At 67.2% G+C, this 18271-nt stretch carries 16 protein-coding genes; 15 read left to right on the top strand and 1 reads right to left on the bottom strand.

The genetic code is table 11. The annotated features are described in order from the left end of the window. Nucleotide 1: 1 nt before the first annotated feature. The 14 genes from bchB to bchJ all read left to right on the top strand — a co-directional run bounded on the left by bchB (nt 2) and on the right by bchJ (nt 16094). A complete protein-coding gene (gene bchB, locus QX073_RS24010) occupies nt 2–1558 on the top strand; it encodes a ferredoxin:protochlorophyllide reductase (ATP-dependent) subunit B (RefSeq protein WP_316226482.1) in 1557 nt (518 codons plus the stop codon). Then, complete coding sequence (locus QX073_RS24005; RefSeq protein ID WP_316226481.1) at nt 1533–5123, top strand: magnesium chelatase subunit H; 3591 nt, start codon at nt 1533–1535, stop codon at nt 5121–5123. Before bchB ends, QX073_RS24005 begins: the two co-directional genes overlap by 26 nt. Beyond that, nucleotides 5120–6025 carry a ferredoxin:protochlorophyllide reductase (ATP-dependent) iron-sulfur ATP-binding protein gene (gene bchL, locus QX073_RS24000; RefSeq protein ID WP_316226480.1) on the top strand — a complete coding sequence of 302 codons (906 nt, stop codon included), beginning with the start codon at nt 5120–5122 and terminating at the stop codon, nt 6023–6025. Before QX073_RS24005 ends, bchL begins: the two co-directional genes overlap by 4 nt. Before the next feature lie 15 nt (nt 6026–6040). Continuing rightward, nucleotides 6041–6742, top strand: a complete 702-nt coding sequence (bchM, locus tag QX073_RS23995; RefSeq protein ID WP_316172517.1) for a magnesium protoporphyrin IX methyltransferase — start codon at nt 6041–6043, stop codon at nt 6740–6742. Then, the gene (locus QX073_RS23990) at nt 6739–8169 is read left to right on the top strand and encodes a BCD family MFS transporter (protein WP_316201209.1); all 1431 of its coding nucleotides are present in this window, start codon (nt 6739–6741) and stop codon (nt 8167–8169) included. Before bchM ends, QX073_RS23990 begins: the two co-directional genes overlap by 4 nt. A 19-nt stretch (nt 8170–8188) precedes the next feature. Continuing rightward, on the top strand, nt 8189–8971 hold the full coding sequence (puhA, locus tag QX073_RS23985; RefSeq protein ID WP_316166585.1) for a photosynthetic reaction center subunit H: 783 nt from the start codon (nt 8189–8191) through the stop codon (nt 8969–8971). Continuing rightward, nucleotides 8968–9618, top strand: a complete 651-nt coding sequence (gene puhB, locus QX073_RS23980) for a photosynthetic complex putative assembly protein PuhB (protein ID WP_316226479.1) — start codon at nt 8968–8970, stop codon at nt 9616–9618. The genes puhA and puhB overlap by 4 nt, the downstream gene beginning before the upstream one ends. Before the next feature lie 16 nt (nt 9619–9634). Further along, nucleotides 9635–10102: a photosynthetic complex assembly protein PuhC gene (puhC, locus tag QX073_RS23975; RefSeq protein ID WP_316226478.1), complete on the top strand. Its 468-nt coding sequence runs from the start codon at nt 9635–9637 to the stop codon at nt 10100–10102. Beyond that, nucleotides 10099–10404: a hypothetical protein gene (locus QX073_RS23970; protein WP_316226477.1), complete on the top strand. Its 306-nt coding sequence runs from the start codon at nt 10099–10101 to the stop codon at nt 10402–10404. The genes puhC and QX073_RS23970 overlap by 4 nt, the downstream gene beginning before the upstream one ends. After that, a complete protein-coding gene (gene acsF / locus QX073_RS23965) occupies nt 10401–11462 on the top strand; it encodes a magnesium-protoporphyrin IX monomethyl ester (oxidative) cyclase (RefSeq protein ID WP_316200719.1) in 1062 nt (353 codons plus the stop codon). The genes QX073_RS23970 and acsF overlap by 4 nt, the downstream gene beginning before the upstream one ends. 13 nt (nt 11463–11475) lie before the next feature. Continuing rightward, nucleotides 11476–12519, top strand: coding sequence for a putative photosynthetic complex assembly protein PuhE (puhE, locus tag QX073_RS23960; protein ID WP_316226476.1), 1044 nt, complete (start codon nt 11476–11478; stop codon nt 12517–12519). After that, nucleotides 12516–13727: a 5-aminolevulinate synthase gene (hemA, locus tag QX073_RS23955; protein WP_316226475.1), complete on the top strand. Its 1212-nt coding sequence runs from the start codon at nt 12516–12518 to the stop codon at nt 13725–13727. The genes puhE and hemA overlap by 4 nt, the downstream gene beginning before the upstream one ends. 95 nt (nt 13728–13822) lie before the next feature. Then, on the top strand, nt 13823–15427 hold the full coding sequence (gene bchE, locus QX073_RS23950; RefSeq protein WP_316226474.1) for a magnesium-protoporphyrin IX monomethyl ester anaerobic oxidative cyclase: 1605 nt from the start codon (nt 13823–13825) through the stop codon (nt 15425–15427). A 1-nt stretch (nt 15428) separates the two neighbouring features. Further along, nucleotides 15429–16094 carry a bacteriochlorophyll 4-vinyl reductase gene (bchJ, locus tag QX073_RS23945; protein ID WP_316226473.1) on the top strand — a complete coding sequence of 222 codons (666 nt, stop codon included), beginning with the start codon at nt 15429–15431 and terminating at the stop codon, nt 16092–16094. Nucleotides 16095–16142: 48 nt separating this feature from the next. Here bchJ and QX073_RS23940 read toward each other — a convergent pair whose 3' ends face one another. After that, the gene (locus tag QX073_RS23940) at nt 16143–17063 is read right to left on the bottom strand and encodes a LysR family transcriptional regulator (RefSeq protein ID WP_316186769.1); all 921 of its coding nucleotides are present in this window, start codon (nt 17061–17063) and stop codon (nt 16143–16145) included. A gap of 146 nt (nt 17064–17209) precedes the next feature. Between QX073_RS23940 and QX073_RS23935 the strand changes: the two genes are divergently transcribed. Further along, nucleotides 17210–18265: a class 1 fructose-bisphosphatase gene (locus QX073_RS23935; protein WP_316186770.1), complete on the top strand. Its 1056-nt coding sequence runs from the start codon at nt 17210–17212 to the stop codon at nt 18263–18265. Nucleotides 18266–18271 lie beyond the last annotated feature (6 nt).

Here is an 18271-nt window from a genome sequence, read left to right as displayed (position 1 = left end):
GATGCAGCTGTCGGTCTGGACCTATGAAGGACCTCCGCACATCGGCGCGATGCGCATCGCGACCGCGATGCGCGACGTGCACTACGTGCTGCACGCGCCGCAGGGCGACACCTACGCCGATCTCCTGTTCACGATGATCGAGCGCCGCGACCGCCGCCCGCCGGTCGCCTACACCACGTTCCAGGCGCGCGATCTCGGCGGCGACACTGCGGATCTGCTTCAGAGCGCGGTGCGCGCCGCTTACGAGCGCTTCCAGCCGCAGGCGATGCTGGTCGGCGCGTCCTGCACGGCCGAGCTGATCCAGGATGATCCCGGCGGGCTCGCGCAGGCCTTGAAGCTTCCCATTCCGGTGATCCCGCTCGAGCTGCCGGCCTATCAGCGCAAGGAGAATTGGGGCGCCTCGGAAACGCTCTACCGGATTGTACGGGCGTTGGCTGCGTCTTCCGCAGATGGCTCCCCCCGCCGTGAAAGGAAGACAGGCGCCCGTCCAGTCTGCAACCTGCTTGGTCCGACGGCTCTCGGCTTCCGTCACCGCGACGACCTCGCGGAAGTGACCAGGCAGGTTGTGGAGCTCGGCATCGAGATCAACGTCGTCGCGCCGTGGAACGCGACGCCGGCCGATCTCGCCCGCCTTCCCGACGCCGATTTCAACATCGTGCTGTATCCCGAGATCGCGCTGACGACGGCGCAATGGCTCAATCGCCAGTTCGGCCAGCCTTTCACGCGCACGATCCCGATCGGCGTCGGCGCGACGCGCGACTTCATTGCGGAGGTCGCAGGCCTCGCCGGCGTCGATGCCGCGCCGGTGCTGGCGCGCAGCGAGAGCCGGCTGCCGTGGTACTCGCGCTCGGTCGATTCGACCTATCTCACCGGCAAGCGTGTCTTCATCTTCGGCGACGCGACCCATGCGGTCGCCGCGGCGCGCGTCGCGACGCAGGAGCTCGGCTTCGAGGTCGTCGGCCTCGGCACCTATGCCCGCGAGTTCGCCCGCGAGATCCGCGAAGCCGCCGCGATCTACGGCGTGGAGCCGCTGATCACGGATGATTACCTGGAGGTCGAGGCCCGCGTCGGCGAGCTGCGCCCCGAGCTCGTGCTTGGCACGCAGATGGAGCGCCACATCGCCAAGCGGCTCGGCATTCCCTGCGCCGTGATCTCGGCGCCGAGCCATGTGCAGGACTTCCCCGCGCGCTACTCGCCGCAGATGGGGTTCGAAGGCGCCAACGTGCTGTTCGACACCTGGGTGCATCCTTTGATGATGGGCCTGGAGGAGCATCTGCTCGGCATGTTCCGCGAGGACCATGAATTCGCCGATCACGCGCCGTCGCATCTCGGCGCAGCACCGGCCGCGCCGCCGCAGCAGCCGCAGCTGCGCGTCGTCGAAACCAACGTCACCACCGAGCTTGCCTGGGCGTCCGACGCCGAGCGCGAACTGACCAAGATCCCCTTCTTCGTGCGCGGCAAGGCCCGCCGCAACACCGAACGATTCGCGCGCGAGCGCAACGTCAACCTGATCACGCTCGAGACCTTGTACGATGCCAAAGCGCATTTCGGTCGCTGACGTCACACCCATCCGGGTGGTGATCGTGACGATGGACAGCCATCTCGCCTCGGCTGCCGTGCGCGCGCGCACGGCGTTGCAGGCGGAGCTGCCCGGGCTCGATCTGAAGGTGCATGCGGCCGACGAGTGGGGCTGCAATCCGACCGCGCTCGAACATTGCCTCGCCGACATCGCCACCGGCGACATCGTCGTCGCCACGATGCTGTTCATGGAGGACCACATCCAGCCGGTGCTGCCTGCGCTGCAGGCGCGGCGCGATCATTGCGACGCGATGATCGGCTGCCTGTCGGCCGGTGAGGTGGTGCGGCTGACGCGGCTCGGCAAGCTGACGATGTCGGGCTCGGCCACCGGCGTGCTCGGCCTGTTGAAGCGGCTGCGCGGCAGCAACCGCTCCGGCAATTCCAGCGGCCAGGGCCAGATGAAGATGCTGCAGCGGATGCCGCGTCTGTTGCGCTACATCCCCGGCACCGCGCAGGACCTGCGCGCCTACTTCCTCACGCTGCAATATTGGCTCGCCGGCTCCGAGCAGAACTTTGCGAACATGGTGCGCTTCCTGGTCGGCCGCTACGCCGACGGCCCGCGCGCCGCGCTGCGTGGCAAGACCAACGCGGCCGAGCCGGTGACCTATCCGGATGTCGGCCTCTATCATCCGCGGCTGTCGCCGCGGATCATCGAGCGCGCCGACCAGTTGCCGGCCCTGGCGAAGCCGGCCGGCCGCGTCGGCGTGATCTTGATGCGCTCCTATCTGCTCGCCGCCAACACCGCGCATTATGACGGCGTGATCGCAGCGCTGGAGGCGCGCGGGCTTGCGGTCATTCCGGTGTTCGCCTGCGGGCTGGACTCGCGCCCGGCGATCGAGCGCTATTTCCAGAAGGACGGCGTCGCCACGGTCGATGCCGTGATCTCGCTCACCGGTTTCTCGCTGGTCGGCGGCCCCGCCTACAATGACGCGCGCGCCGCGGAAGAGGTGATGGCCGGCCTCGACGTGCCGCTGATCGCGGCGCATCCGCTCGAATTCCAGACCGTCGAGCAGTGGCGCGATGACGCGCGCGGGCTGACGCCCGTCGAAGCCACCATGATGGTCGCGATCCCCGAGCTCGACGGCGCCGTCGGCCCGACCGTGTTCGGCGGGCGCTCGGCGATGGCCGATGCCGGCCGTGACATGGCCTCACTGCCGGAGCGCGCGACGCAACTCGCCGCACGCGTCGCCAGGCTCGTGGAGCTGCGCCGCTCCGCGCGCGCCGCGCGCAAGCTCGGCGTGGTGTTGTTCAACTTCCCGCCGAACGGCGGCAGCGCCGGCACCGCGGCCTATCTCTCGGTGTTCGAGTCGCTGCACAATGTGATGACATCGCTGCGCGCGGCAGGTTACACGATCGACGTCCCCGACACCGTGGACGCGCTGCGCGCACGTGTGCTCAAGGGCAATGCCGAGCGCTTCGGCACCGCCGCCAACGTCGCGGCGCGCATCCCGGTGGATCAGCATGTCCGGCGCGAGCGCCACCTCGCCGAGATCGAGAAGCAGTGGGGGCCGGCGCCCGGCCGTCACCAGACCGATGGCGCCAGCCTCCTCGTGCTGGGCGAGCAGTTCGGCAATCTGTTCGTCGGCCTGCAGCCGGCGTTCGGCTACGAAGGCGATCCGATGCGGCTGCTGTTCGAGCGCAGCTTTGCGCCGACGCATGCGTTTGCGGCGTTCTATCGCTGGCTGCGCGAGGATTTCCTTGCCCACGCCGTGCTGCATTTCGGCACCCATGGCGCGCTCGAATTCATGCCGGGCAAGCAGGCCGGGCTGTCCGCGGAATGCTGGCCGGAGCGCCTGATCGGCGACCTGCCGAACTTCTACATCTACGCGTCCAACAACCCGTCCGAGGGCGCTCTGGCGAAGCGGCGTGGCGGTGCCACCCTGATCAGCTATCTCACGCCCTCGATCACCAGCGCCGGCCTCTACAAGGGGCTCGCCGATCTGAAATCCTCGCTCGACGCCTGGCGCAATCTGTCGCCGGACGCGACCGAGCAGGTGAGGGGCGACAGCGCGGCGCTGATCCAGGCGCAGGCGGCGGCGGTCGATCTTGCCGCGGCCGAGCCGCTGTGGGGCGACGAGCGCGATGCCAGCATCGGCGCGCTGTCCGCGAGCGTGCTGGAGCTGGAATACTCGCTGATCCCACACGGCCTGCACATCGTCGGCGCGCCGCCGCCCGAGGGGCAGCGGACCGAGCTGCTCGACCTCGCCGGCATCGCCGATCCGGCCAAGCGTGCCGAGCTCGACAGGATGCTCGCCACCGACAGCGAGACGCCCGCGATCCTGCACGCGCTCGACGGCGGCTATATCCGTCCGGTGCCCGGCGGCGATCTGCTGCGCAACACCGACGTGCTGCCCACCGGGCGCAACCTGCATGGTTTCGATCCCTTCCGCATCCCCAGCGCCTTCGCGCTCAAGGATGCCGAGCGCCAGGTCGCGCGGCTGCTCGCCCGCCATGCAGGTGAAGGCCACAAGCTGCCTGAGACAATCGCGCTGGTGCTGTGGGGCACCGACAATCTCAAGACCGAGGGCGGGCCGATCGCGCAGGCGCTGTGGCTGATGGGCGCCGAGCCACGCCATGACAGCTATGGCCGCCTCTGCGGCGCGAAGCTGATCCCGCTGGAGCAGTTGGGCCGCCCGCGCATCGATGTCGTCATCACTCTCTCGGGCATCTTCCGCGACCTGATGCCGTTGCAGACCAAGTTGCTCGCCGAAGCAGCGCTGCTTGCGGCGTCCGCCGACGAGCCGGCCGACATGAATTACGTGCGCAAGCACGCGGTCGCGTTCCAGGCCGCGCATGGCGGCGAGCTGGCGGATGCGTCGCTGCGTGTGTTCGGCAATGCCGAGGGCGCCTATGGCGCCAACGTCAACCACCTGATCGATTGCGGCGCCTGGACCGATGAGGACGAACTCGCCGACGTCTACACACGGCGCAAGGGCTTTGCCTACGGCACCGACGGACGCCCTGTCCGGCGCGACGCGTTGCTCGGCCATGTGCTGGCCGGCGTCGATGCGGCCTATCAGAACGTCGACTCGGTCGAGCTCGGCGTCACCACGATCGACCATTATTTCGATACGCTCGGCGGCATCAGCCGCGCGGTGAAGCGCGCCAAGGGCGAGGCGGCACCGGTCTATATCGGCGACCAGACCCGCGGCGAAGGCACGGTGCGCACGCTGTCGGAGCAGGTGGCGCTGGAGACCCGTACCCGCACGCTCAATCCGAAATGGTACGAGGCGCTGCTCGCCCACGGCTATGAGGGCGTGCGCCAGATCGAGTCGCATGTGACCAACACCGTCGGCTGGTCGGCCACCACGGGCCAGGTCGCGCCCTGGGTCTATCAGCAGATCACGACGACCTTCGTGCTCGACCCCGCGATGCGCGAGCGGCTTGCCTCGCTCAATCCGGCCGCGTCGGCGAAGATCGCCAACCGACTGATCGAGGCGCATGAGCGCAATTACTGGACCCCGGACCCCGACATGCTCGACGTGCTGCGCAAGGCGGGGGAAGAGCTCGAAGATCGCCTCGAAGGCGTGGGAGTTGCCGCATGAACGTGACATTACGACCGCCGCTGACGACCGCGCCGCGACGCCCCGACGGGGCCGGCAGCGTGCAGGTGCAGCTCGATCCGAACGTCGTCATCGACACCGCGAAGGTGTTCTCGGTGTATGGCAAGGGCGGCATCGGCAAGAGCACGACGTCGTCGAACCTCTCGGTCGCGCTGTCCAAGCTCGGCAAGCGCGTGCTGCAGATCGGCTGCGATCCCAAGCACGACTCCACCTTCACTTTGACCAAGCGGCTGGTACCGACGGTCATCGACATTCTCGAGCAGGTCAATTTCCACGCCGAGGAGCTGCGCTCGGAGGACTTCGTCTACCAGGGTTATAACGGCGTGATGTGCGTCGAGGCGGGCGGGCCGCCGGCCGGCACCGGCTGCGGCGGCTACGTCGTCGGCCAGACCGTCAAGCTGCTCAAGGAACACCATCTGCTCGAAGACACCGACGTCGTGATCTTCGACGTGCTCGGCGACGTCGTCTGCGGCGGCTTCGCAGCGCCCTTGCAGCACGCCGACCGTGCGCTGATCGTGGCTGCGAACGACTTCGACTCGATCTTCGCGATGAACCGCATCGTCGCCGCGATCCAGGCCAAGTCGCGCAACTATCCGGTGCGGCTCGGCGGCGTGATCGCCAACCGTAGCGCCGCGACGGACCAGATCGACAAGTTCAACGAGCGGGCCGGATTGAGGACGGTGGCGCACTTCCCCGATCTCGACGTCATCAGAAAGAGCCGGCTGAAGAAGTGCACGCTGTTCGAGATGGAGGCCTCGCCCGACGTCGAGCGCGCCCAGAACGAGTATCTGCGCCTCGCCGCCTCGCTGCTCGCCGGCAGCGAGCCGATGCAGGCGGTGCCGCTCAAGGACCGCGACATCTTCGATCTCCTTGGTTTCGATTGAGTAGGGCTCTCTCCGATGACCTCAGCGCAATATCTCGCCCGCCGCAGTGAAGTGGAGACCTATTTCGACCGCACCGCGGTCGCCGCCTGGACACGGCTGACGTCGGATGCGCCGGTCGGCCGCATCCGCGCCACGGTGCGGGCCGGCCGTGACGAGATGCGGCGGACGCTGCTGTCATGGCTCCCGCTCGATCTGCGCGGCGCGCGCATTCTCGACGCCGGCTGCGGCACCGGCAGCTTCTCGATCGAGGCGGCCCGTCGCGGCGCCGATGTCGTCGCCGTCGACATTTCGCCGACCCTGATCGAGATCGCCCAGCGCCGGCTGCCCGACGACATCAGCCGCAACGCCATTCAGTTCGTCGCCGGCGACATGCTCGATCCCAGGTACGGCGGCTTCAACTTCGTCGTCGCGATGGACTCGTTCATCCACTACCGCGCCGAGGATGCCGTGCGGATTGTCGCCGGTCTGGCCGCTCGCACCTCCGACGCGATCCTGATGACCTATGCGCCGCGCACGCCGATGCTCGCCGTCATGCATGCCGTCGGTGGCGTGTTCCCGCGCGGCAACCGCGCGCCGTCGATCGAGCCGGTCGCCGAGCAGAAGCTGTATCGCCTGATCGCCGACCATCACGATCTCGCCGACTGGCGCTGCGCCCGCAGCCGCCGCATCGCCAACGGCTTCTATATCTCGCAGGCGCTGGAGCTCCGCCCGGCATGAGCGCACGCGCACCATCGATCATGCAGGCGTGGATGCGGCTGTCGTCGCGCTATCTGCCGTTTGCGGATGCCGCCTCGACCGAGCTGCCGCTGTCGCGCCTGATGCGGCTGTCGCTGTTCCAGGTCTCGATCGGCATATCGGTGGTGCTGCTCAACGGCACGCTCAACCGCGTCATGATCGTGGAGCTCGGCGTGCCCTCCTGGCTGGTCGCGACCATGGTGGCGCTGCCGCTGGTGTTCGCACCGCTGCGGGTGCTGATCGGCTTCAGGTCCGATCATCACCGCTCGGTACTCGGCTGGCGCCGGGTGCCCTACATCTGGATGGGCACCCTGTTGCAGTTCGGCGGCCTCGCGATCATGCCGTTCGCGCTGCTGCTGCTGTCGTCGGCCGATGCGCCGGGCCAGGTGATTGCCGGCCGTCTCGGTGCGGCGCTCGCCTTCCTGCTGGTCGGCGCCGGGTTGCACACCACGCAGACGGCAGGCCTGTCACTCGCGACCGACATCGCGCCGGAGCATTCGCGTCCGCGCGTCGTCGCCTTTCTCTACGTGATGCTGATGTTCGGCATGATGGCGAGCGCGCTGACCTTCGGTGGGCTGCTCGCCGAGTTCAGCGAGATGCGGCTGATCCAGGTGATCCAGGGCGCGGCGCTGACCGAGATGGTGCTCAACGTCATCGCGCTGTGGAAGCAGGAGGCGCGTGATCCGTCGCGCACGTCGGCGGCCCGCGAGCGGCCGCGCTTCGGCGACTCCTGGCGACACTTCCGGGAGGCGGGTGGCTCGGCACGCGTGCTGCTCGCGGTCGGGCTCGGCACCGCCGGCTTCACCATGCAGGACATCCTGCTGGAGCCTTACGGGGCTGAGATCCTGCATCTGACCGTCGGCGAGACCACGGCGCTGACCGCCTTGTTCGCCGCGGGCACGCTGGCCGGCTTCGGTCTCTCCGCGCGCCGCCTCGGCAAGGGCTCCGATCCCTATCGGATCGCCGCCGTCGGCGGACTGGTCGGGCTGTTCGCCTTCTCTGCTGTCATCTTCTCGGCGCCGCTGGCCTCACCCTTGTTGTTCCGGATCGGCACCACGCTGATCGGGTTCGGCGGCGGGCTGTTCGCCGTGGGCACGCTGACGGCGGCGATGGCACTGGTGCAGAACGGCGAGAGCGGGCTTGCGCTCGGTGCCTGGGGCGCGGTGCAGGCGACGGCGGCGGGGCTCGCGATCGCCGGAGGCGGCGCCATTCGCGATGTGATGTCGCAGCTCGCGCTGGATGGCCGCCTCGGCGTCGCCCTTGCCGGTCCCGCGACCGGCTACAGCATCGTCTACCACGTCGAAATCGCGCTGCTGTTCGTCACGCTTGCGGTCATCGGACCGCTGGTGCGGCGGCGAGCGGCGGAGCCGCAGCAACTACAATTCGGAATCGCTGAATTCCCAGGTTAGCCCGGTCGGGGAGGAAACCATGCAGACGTCTTTCACGAGCTACATCGATGTCGCCCAGGTGGTGCTTTACGGGTTCTGGGTGTTCTTCGCAGCCCTGATCTTCTACCTGCGCACCGAGGACAAGCGCGAAGGCTATCCGCTGCAGTTCGAGGGCCGCGTCGGCCGCCGGACCGCCTCGAGCGGTCACGGCTTCCCGACCCCGCCGAGCCCGAAGACCTACCACATGCATGGCGGCCGCACCGCGACCCTGCCGAACTGGGACAACGACCGCGCCGATGCGCCGGTGACGCCGATGTATCCCTGGCCGGGCACGCCCTACCTGCCGACCGGCAATCCGATGCTCGACGGTGTCGGTCCGGGCTCCTTTGCCGCGCGCAAGGACGAGCCGGAGCTGACCATCGACAACATCCCTGCGATCGTGCCGCTGCGCGTCGACGGCAGCATCTTCATCGCCTCCGAAGATCCGGATCCGCGCGGCATGCCAGTGCTGGGTTGCGACGGCAGGCTCGGCGGCAAGGTTCGGGAGGTCTGGGTCGACCGCGCCGAGATGCTGATCCGATACCTCGAGGTCGAGGTCGACGGCATCGTCGGACGTCACGTGCTGCTGCCGATGACCATGGCCATCGTCGACAGGTCGCGCAAGGCGGTGCTGGTCGATGCCATCCTCGGCTCGCAATTCGCCAGCGTGCCGGGGCTTGCCAACCCCGACCGGGTCACCAAGCTCGAGGAAGACAAGATCGTCGGCTACTATGGCGGCGGTCATCTCTACGCGACTGCTGCACGGCAGGAGCCGCTGCTGTGAGTACGCGCAGGGAGATGGACACGCTGATGCTGCCGGAGGGCGAGCGGCTGCTTTGGCAGGGACAGCCCACGGTGAAGGCGCTGCTGCTGCGGGTGTTCCACCTGCGCCTGGTGCTGGCTTATTTCGCGGCGCTGTTCGGCGCGCGCGTTGTGGCGGGCGTGCTCGATCATCAGCCGCTCGCGGCCTCGGTCGTCGGCGCCTCGTCGCTGGTGACGCCGGTGGCACTGGCGACGCTGCTGCTCACCGGGCTCGCGGTGCTCTACAGCCGCACCACGCGCTATACCATTACCAGCCGGCGCGTACTGCTGCAGTTCGGCGCCGTGTTGCCGATGACCCTGAACGTGCCGTTCAAGCAGGTGGCACGGGCGGATGCGAAGCTGTTCTCCGATGGCTCCGGCGATCTGCCGCTCGGCGTCACCGCGCAGCAGCGGCTGTCGTATCTGCTGCTGTGGCCGCATGCGCGGCCGTGGCGGCTGAACGAGGTCGAGCCGATGCTGCGCGGCGTTCCGGACGCCCGCAACGTCGCCGAGATTCTTGCCAAGGCGCTGGTTGCGGCGTCGGATGGCGCCGTCGCCGCGCAGCCGCTGCCGGCAGCCAATGGTCAGTCGCAAGGCGCACCGCCGGCGGCGGTCGCCAGCGCGGCGTGATCGGGAGGAGGGCGCGATGAGCAACGCCGATAGCCATGCCGAAGCCGAGATCATCATTCCGAAGGGCGCGCTCCGCGCGGCCTTCGCGCTGGTCGCCTTTGCCCTGCTCGCGGCCGGCGTCGGCCGGGTCACGGGTATCGGCACGGTGCGCAACGACCACGTCATGGCGGTGCAGTCGACGGCGCTGCGGTTCGAGGACCGTGCCGATGGCGGCATTGCGGTGGTGTCGCCCGACAGCGGCAAGCTCGTGACCGTGGTCGAGGCCGGCGGCGATGGCTTCCTGCGCACCGTGCTGCGCAGCATGGCCTTCGACCGCCAGCGTCACGCGATCGGATCGGGCCCGGCGTTCACGATCAACCGCTGGTCCGACGGCCATCTGACACTGGACGATCCCGCCACCGGCCGGCGGATCGATCTCGCGCCGTTCGGCGCCGACAACATGCGCCGGTTCACGGGATTGATGGCGATGGGAGAGCCGCGATGAGAGGATTATGGGCCGCCGGGCCGCGCCGCTTCGAGATCGGCTGCAGCATCGAGATCGAGCAGACCTCCGAGACCTTGCATGCCCATGTCACGCTCGACCGCGACGTCAACATTCGTCCGGGCGACGAAGTGCTGATCCAGGGCGCGCCGATCGTGGTGAAGTTCGGCGAGCAGCTCAACCTGCGCCGCACCGCCACGGTGGTGCGGGCAGGTCCCTTGAAGCGCCTGATGATGCATGTCGCGGGCTATCTCGAGCTCACGGAATTGTACGACGTCAGCTTTTCGGACGGGAGGGTCAGATGATCGCGATGGAAGGCGGAAGCGGCAACATCTCCACCAAGATGGCATTGGAGGACACGATCCTCACGCCGCGCTTCTACACCACCGACTTTGCGGCGATGGACCGGCTCAACGTCGACCTGGTGCGCCGCGAATGGGATGCGGTCATGGCCGAGCTGCGCGCCGACCACAACCGCAAGCACTTCGTGCGCACGCCGGAATTCGAGAAGGATCTGAACGAGCTGCCCGAGGCGCTTCGCGTGGAGTTCAAGGACTTCCTGGTGTCGTCCTTGACCGCCGAGTTCTCCGGCTGCGTGCTCTATGCCGAGATCAAGAAGCGGATCACCAATCCCGACATCCGCGAGCTGTTCCAGTTCATGAGCCGCGACGAGGCGCGCCATGCCGGCTTCATCAACGAGATCCTCAAGGATCACGGCATCGGCGTCGACCTCAGCTTCCTCACCAAGACGAAGAAATACACCTACTTCAAGCCGAAGTTCATCTTCTACGCGACCTATCTCTCCGAGAAGATCGGCTATGCCCGCTACATCACCATCTATCGCCAGATGGAGCGGAATCCCGAGCGCCAGTTCCACCCGATCTTCAAGTGGTTCGAGAGGTGGTGCAACGACGAGTTCCGCCACGGCGAGGCGTTCGCGCTTCTGATGCGCGCCGATCCGAAGCTGCTCAGCGGCCTCAACAAGCTGTGGATCAAGTTCTTCCTGCTCGCGGTGTTCGCCACGATGCATGTCCGCGACCACATGCGCCCCGCCTTCTACGAGGCGCTCGGCATGCCGGTGGACGAGTACGACATGCGCGTGTTCCGGATCACCTCGGAGATCTCGCGCCAGGTCTTTCCGGTCATGCTGGACATCGACAATCCGCGCTTCTGGGCCGGCTTGAAGCAATTGCGCCAGGTGTCGGAGGCGATTGCCGATGCCAAGGCACAGGGGGGCATCATGGGCACGCTGAAGCGCGCTGTGCTGCCGCTCAAGGCGGCGCTGACCTTTGGCCGGCTGTACATGCTGCCGGCCAAGAGCAACGAGCTGCCACGGGAGATCAGGCTGCAACCCGCCTGGTGACAAGGAGCCGGCCATGGGCGCGACCGCGATTGCCATTCCCTACGTCGTGTTCGTCTGGTGGTTCTCGACCGGCGCCGTGCTGGTGCTGGTCAGGCTCGCCGCCCGCCATCCGGCCGCGTTCAAATGGGGCACGGCCGCGGCGTTCGTCGCGGCCCTGTCGGGCGTCGCGGTGTCGAGCCAGGCGGCGGAGGATGCCAACGCCTATTGCGCCTTCACCTGCGCCATTCTCCTGTGGGGCACGGTCGAGATGTCGCTGCTCGCCGGCTGGATCACCGGCCCGCGGCCCGAGTCGTGCCCGCGGAACTGCACGCCGGCCTCGCGCGTCTGTTTCGCGCTGCAGGCGATCGCCTATCACGAGTTGGCGCTGATCGCGACCGCGGGCCTCGTCTTCGCGGTGACATCGGGCGCGCCGAACCGGCTGAGCTGGTGGACCTTCGCGGCACTGCTGGTGCTGCGGCAAAGCGCGAAGATCAATTTGTTCCTTGGCGTGCGCACCCTGAACGACGAGCTGCTGCCGCAGCAGGTCCGCTTCATGCGCAGCTATTTTGCCAAGAAGTCCACCAACCTGTTGTTTCCGTTCTCGATTGCCGCGGCGACCACCGCGACCGTGATGGTCGCCGCTGCCGCGATCGGCGCAACGTCATCGTTCGACGGCGCCGCGCTGTCACTGCTCGCATCGTTGATCGCGCTCGGCCTGCTCGAGCATGGCTTCATGGCGCTGCCGATGCCGGTGATCAATCTGTGGCGCTGGAGCGCGCCAGTCGAGCCTGCCGTGCCAGCGATGGCGGTCGTGGCTGCCGCTCCCGCACCAGTGCCCGCGACGCCTTTGGTCCGGCCGGTGCTCGCGGTAGTCTCTCCTGCGCCGCAGGCCGAGCGTCCCGTCTCTGTTCAGAAGAGTGCAGCAGCCGCAGCACGGCAGCGGCTCGAAGAGCAATTCCGCCAGGCCTATCGCCAGGCCCGCGCTGACGCGCAGGCGCAAACCATCACCGGACTGGCCGCAGTGCCGGTCACGCCGCCGGTCGATCCGAACACGACAGCACAGGGGGGAGTACCATGAACTACGAAGACTATTTCCGCCGCCAGCTCGACGGTCTCAGGCGCGAAGGACGCTATCGCGTATTCGCCGACCTCGAGCGCAAGGCCGGCGCCTTCCCGCGTGCGACCTATCGTGGCCCCCATGGCGAGCGCGATGTGGCGGTGTGGTGCTCCAACGACTATCTCGGCATGGGCCAGCACCCCAAGGTTCTGGAGGTGATGCACGAGGCGCTCGACCGCTGCGGTGCCGGCGCCGGCGGCACCCGCAACATCAGCGGCACCAACCACTATCATGTCCTTCTGGAGGAGGAGCTCGCCGATCTCCACGGTAAGCAGGCTGCGCTCTTGTTCAACTCCGGCTATGTCTCGAACTGGACCTCGCTGTCGACCTTGGCTGCGCGCATGCCCGGCTGCGTGATCCTGTCCGACGAATTGAACCACGCCTCGATGATCGAGGGCATCCGCCACAGCCGCTGCGACACCCGGATCTGGCGCCACAACGACGTCGCCGATCTCCGCGACAAGCTGTCGGATCTCGATCCCAAGGCGCCGAAGCTGATCGCGTTCGAGAGCGTCTATTCGATGGACGGTGACATCTCGCCGATCTCGGACGTCTGCGACGTCGCCGACGAGTTCAACGCCATGACCTATCTCGACGAGGTCCACGCCGTCGGCCTGTACGGTCCGCGCGGCGGCGGCATCTCGGAGCGCGACGGCGTGGCCGATCGCCTGACCGTGATCGAGGGTACCCTGGCCAAGGCGTTCGGCGTGATCGGCGGCTATATCACGGCCTCCAACACGGTCTGCGACTTCGTCCGCAGCTTTGCCTCCGGCTTCATCTTCTCCAGCTCGCTGCCGCCGGCGGTCGCCGCGGGCGCGCTGACCAGCATCCGGCATCTGAAGGCCAGCAATGCCGAGCGCGCCCGGCACCAGGACCGCGTCGCTCGGCTGCGCCGCCGGCTCGACGAGGCCGGCGTCAGCCATCTCGGCAATCCCAGCCATATCGTGCCGGTGATGGTGCGGGATCCTGTGCTGTGCAAGCGGATCAGCGACATCCTGCTCGACCGCTACGGCATCTATGTGCAGCCGATCAACTATCCGACGGTGCCGCGCGGCACCGAACGGCTGCGCATCACGCCGTCGCCCTATCATTCCGATGCGGATATCGAGCATCTCGTTGCGGCACTCTCGGAGATCTGGGCCGAGATGGGTCTCGCCCAAGCGGCGTGAGGTGACGCTCTTCGCGCGGCGTTTGAGCCAGATCAAGTTGTCAATATATCTTGACGTTAAGATAGATAGACGAACTGATAATCGGGGAGAACGCCGTGCGGATCTTGTTGCTGCATCCGAATTATCACTCCGGCGGCGCCGAGATCGCCGGCAACTGGCCGCCCGCCTGGGCGGCCTATATCTGCGGCGCGCTGAAGACCGCGGGCTATACCGACCTCCGCTTCATCGACGCGATGACCAACGATCTCTCCGAGGATCAGGTCCGCGCCATCCTGCGCAGCGAAAAGCCTGACGTGATCGGGTGCACCGCGATCACGCCCTCCATCTACAAGGCCGAGCGTCTTCTGGAGATCGCTCGGGAGGAGCACCCGGATGCGCTGACGGTACTCGGCGGCATCCACGCCACCTTCATGTATCAGCAGGTGCTGACCGAGGCGCCGTGGATCGACGCCATCGTGCGCGGCGAGGGCGAGGAGATCATCGTCGACCTGATGCGCGCCCGCAAGGACGGCCGATGGGCGACGGACCGCCGCAGCATCAAGGGCATCGCCTATCGCGACGGCAGCGAGGTCGTGGCGACGGTGGCGGCGCCGACGGTGAAGAACCTCGATGCGATCACGCCGGATTGGAGCGTGCTCGAATGGAGCAAGTACATCTACATCCCGATGAACAAGCGGGTCGCCATCCCCAACATGGCGCGCGGCTGCCCGTTCACCTGCAGCTTCTGCTCGCAATGGAAGTTCTGGCGCGACTATCGCATCCGCGACCCCAAGAAGGTGGTCGATGAGATCGAGACATTGATGCGCGAGCACGATGTCGGATTCTTCATCCTCGCCGACGAGGAGCCGACCATCAACAAGAAGAAATTCGTCGCCTTCTGCGAGGAGCTGATCCGCCGCGACCTCAAGATCCTCTGGGGTATCAACACCCGCGTTACCGACATCCTGCGCGACGAGGCGCTGCTGCCGTTGTATCGCAAGGCCGGCCTGATCCACGTCTCGCTGGGGACGGAAGCCGCGGCGCAGATGAAGCTCGACCGCTTCAACAAGGAGACCACGGTCGCGCAGAACAAGAAGGCGATCCAGCTCTTGCGCGACGCCGGCATCGTCGTCGAGGCGCAGTTCATCGTCGGGCTGGAGAACGAGACCCGCGAGACCCTGGAAGAGACCTACCAGATGGCGCGCGACTGGAAGCCGGATCTCGCCAACTGGGCGATGTACACGCCCTGGCCGTTCTCCGATCTGTTCCGCGACCTCGGCGACAAGGTCGAGATCTTCGACTACGAGAAGTACAATTTCGTCACCCCGATCATGAAGCCGGACGCGATGGACCGCGGCGAGCTGCTCGACGGCGTCATGAACAACTATCGCCGCTTCTACATGCACAAGGCGCTGTTCTCCTATCCGTGGGCCGGCTCCGGCGCGCGCCGCCGCTATCTGCTCGGCTGCCTCAAGGCGTTCCTGAAGTCGGGCTTCGAGCGGAAATTCTACGATCTTGGCCGCGTCAATTACTGGGGGCCGCAGTCCAAGGGCAAGGTCGATTTCGGCTTCGATACGTCGCGCAGGCGCGCCGATCCCGGCAAGATCGAATGGAAGACGAGCCATAATCGCAAGCTGAGCGGATCGCAGCAGGCGCAGGTGATGGCCTGTGGCGGCGGCGCCGGGCAGATGAGCGAAGAGGCCGAGACGAGGGTGCATTGAGATGCACGGCACGCGCGCCCGGCACACTCAGCTGCCGCGCGCTGACGCCGCGCCTGACCATCAGGACGGCGTTGCTGAAGGCTACATCGCCGGCCGCATCGGTCCCAACGCGATCATCCAGATCGCGGAGGCCTTGCGTCTGCTGCACGGCGAGGAGCCGGCGCGCCGCGTATTCGCGGCCGCGCGGCTCGACACCTATCTCGCGACGCCTCCGGCGGCGATGGTCGACGAAGCCGAGGTCACGCGGCTCCATCGTGCGCTTCGGACCGAGATCGATGACGATGCTGCGCGCGCCGTCAGCACCAGGGCAGGGCGGCTGACGGCGGCCTATCTGCTCGCGCATCGCATCCCCTCCGCGGCGCAGCGCGTGCTCCGGCTGCTGCCGGCCCGGCTCGCGAGCCGCGCGCTGACGCGGGCGATATCCGCGCATGCCTGGACGTTTGCCGGGACCGGCACCTTCACCGCACGCCCGGGCCGGCCCACCATCTACCAGATCAGCCATTGTCCGCTGTGCCGCGGCCATCACGGCGATCACGCCATCTGCGACTTCTACGCTGGGACGTTCGAGACGCTGTTCGCAACGCTCGTGCATTCCGACGCCCATGCGCGCGAGATCGCCTGCGAAGCCCGGGGTGACGAGGCCTGCCGGTTCGAGATCGGCTGGTGAGACGGCGCCATGCGAGACGCGACACCGCAATGGCATCGGTTGTCGCGCTCAGCTCGGCAGAAACCGCGCTCCTTCCTTGCCGAGGAAGTCCAGCATCGCCTGCGCCGGCGGCAGCAGCAGCTTGTCGGCGCGCCGCACCGCGTGCCACTGGCGGATGATCGGCAATCCCGCGACCTTCAACGTCACCAGCCGCCCCTCGCCGAGCTCATGGGCGACGGTGTGCTGCGAGATGAAGGCGATGCCGAGGCCGGCGATCACGGCCTGCTTGATGGTCTCGTTGCTGTCCATCTCCATGCTGGTCTTCGGCTTCAGACCATGCTTCTCGAAGAATGTCTCCATCAGCAGCCGGGTGCCCGATCCCGGCTCCCGGGTGATGAACACCTCGCCGGCGAGATCCTCGGCCGCGATCCGCTTGCGGCGCGCCAGCCGGTGGTTGGCTGGGGCGATGATGATGTGCGGGTGCTTGCCGAACGGCCGCATATCCACGGGAACGTCGGCCGGTGGCCGGCCCATGATGGCGATGTCGAGATCATAGCCGCGCAGCGCCTCGCGCAGGCTGTCGCGGTTGCCGATCCGCAAGGTGACGTCGATCTTGGGGAAGCGCCGCGAAAATTCCGCGATCGCAAACGGCACGAAATACTTCGCGGTGCTGACCGCGCCGATCGCCACGCGGCCGCCGCTGCGTCCCGCCAGAATGTCGAGCGCCTGCTCGCAGTCCTGCAGGGCGGCTTCGACGCGCTCGGCGAGTGCCAGGACGCTGCGGCCGGCCTCGGTCAGGATCATGCCGTCGGTGGTGCGCTGGATCAGCGGCAGCCCGGCGAGTTCCTGAAGATTGCGAATCTGCAGGGTCACGGCAGGCTGAGTGAGGTTCAAACGGCCGGCCGCAGACGTCACCGAACCCGAGTTTTGCACGGCAGCCAGCGCCCGAAGCTGGCGGATGGTGAGATCGCGAGAGAAGTGCCGGCTCATGGAACCCTCGATGAGATCGCCAGTATAAGGAAAACTTTGGTCTATCCAAAGATAATGAAATTTCCCTAATTAGGCAAATCGAGTGTTGATAGCAGCGCGGCACGACGCATTCGTGCGGCTTCATCAAGTTCCCGGCAGAGGAGCTGATGGCGAGGGAGTGGCCCATGAATCACCAAATCGATCAACATCAGACATTGCAGGCACATCTGGCGGCGCAGGGTGCCGACGCCGATTGCGCCGCGGTCATCGAGGCTCTGGCCGGGGCGGCGCGCGAACTCGCGCGGCAGATCGCGGTCGCGCCGCTGTCCGGCGTCGACGAAGGCGCCGCCACCGTGAACGCCGACGGCGACGTCCAGAAGGCGCTCGACATCGTCGCCGACAATCTGATGCGGGATGCGCTGCGCCGGGCTCCGGTCGCTGGCATCCTGTCCGAGGAGGTCGACCGGCCGGAAACGGTCAATGCTGCTGCCCCACTTTGCGTGGCGATCGACCCGCTCGACGGCTCGTCGAACCTGCAGAACAACATCTCCGTCGGCACCATCTTCTCGATCCGCCCGCGGGGCCGCGACGTGCTCTCCAGCTTTTTCGAGCCCGGCACGGCACAGCTTGCCGCCGGCTTCTTTGTCTATGGACCGCAGACCTGCCTGGTGCTCGCCATCGACCATCGCGTCGATCTCTACGTCCTGCATCCGACCTTGCACGAGTTCATGCTCGCCAAGTCCGGCATCCGCATCCCGCAGGATACGCCGGAGTTCGCCATCAACGCGTCGAACCGCCGGCACTGGAGCGGGACCGTGCGCAACTATGTCGACGAATGCCTGTCGGGCGCGGCCGGCCCGCGCGGCCGCGACTTCAACATGCGCTGGATCGCCTCGCTGGTCGCCGAGGCCTATCGTATCCTGATGCGCGGCGGCGTGTTCCTCTATCCGGCCGACTCCCGCCCCGGCTATCGCGAGGGCCGGCTGCGGCTGGTCTACGAAGCGCATCCGATGGCGCTGATCATGGAATGGGCTGGCGGCTCGGCCTCGAGCGGCCGTTCGCGCATCCTCGAACTGTCGGCGCGCTCGCCGCATCAGCGTGCGCCGCTGATCATGGGCGACGTCCGCCTTGTCCGCGACGTCGACCAGCTGCATGAGGGCATCGAGCCGCTGTTCGAAACCAGCGATGCGCCCCTGTTCGCGCGGCGCGGCCTGTTCCGCTGAGCCCGC

This window comes from Bradyrhizobium sp. SZCCHNS3052 (genome assembly GCF_032484495.1).
Classification (GTDB): Bacteria; Pseudomonadota; Alphaproteobacteria; order Rhizobiales; family Xanthobacteraceae; genus Bradyrhizobium.
Note: the sequence above shows the minus strand (reverse complement) of the source record. Positions and strands in the feature narration are given on the sequence as shown.

Coding starts and splice junctions, on each gene's coding strand:
- bchB (WP_316226482.1), top strand. CDS start 2: ATGCAGCTGTCGGTCTGGACCTATGAAGGACCTCCGCACATCGGCGCG.
- QX073_RS24005 (WP_316226481.1), top strand. CDS start 1,533: ATGCCAAAGCGCATTTCGGTCGCTGACGTCACACCCATCCGGGTGGTG.
- bchL (WP_316226480.1), top strand. CDS start 5,120: ATGAACGTGACATTACGACCGCCGCTGACGACCGCGCCGCGACGCCCC.
- bchM (WP_316172517.1), top strand. CDS start 6,041: ATGACCTCAGCGCAATATCTCGCCCGCCGCAGTGAAGTGGAGACCTAT.
- QX073_RS23990 (WP_316201209.1), top strand. CDS start 6,739: ATGAGCGCACGCGCACCATCGATCATGCAGGCGTGGATGCGGCTGTCG.
- puhA (WP_316166585.1), top strand. CDS start 8,189: ATGCAGACGTCTTTCACGAGCTACATCGATGTCGCCCAGGTGGTGCTT.
- puhC (WP_316226478.1), top strand. CDS start 9,635: ATGAGCAACGCCGATAGCCATGCCGAAGCCGAGATCATCATTCCGAAG.
- QX073_RS23970 (WP_316226477.1), top strand. CDS start 10,099: ATGAGAGGATTATGGGCCGCCGGGCCGCGCCGCTTCGAGATCGGCTGC.
- acsF (WP_316200719.1), top strand. CDS start 10,401: ATGATCGCGATGGAAGGCGGAAGCGGCAACATCTCCACCAAGATGGCA.
- puhE (WP_316226476.1), top strand. CDS start 11,476: ATGGGCGCGACCGCGATTGCCATTCCCTACGTCGTGTTCGTCTGGTGG.
- hemA (WP_316226475.1), top strand. CDS start 12,516: ATGAACTACGAAGACTATTTCCGCCGCCAGCTCGACGGTCTCAGGCGC.
- bchJ (WP_316226473.1), top strand. CDS start 15,429: ATGCACGGCACGCGCGCCCGGCACACTCAGCTGCCGCGCGCTGACGCC.
- QX073_RS23940 (WP_316186769.1), bottom strand. CDS start 17,063: ATGAGCCGGCACTTCTCTCGCGATCTCACCATCCGCCAGCTTCGGGCG.
- QX073_RS23935 (WP_316186770.1), top strand. CDS start 17,210: ATGGCGAGGGAGTGGCCCATGAATCACCAAATCGATCAACATCAGACA.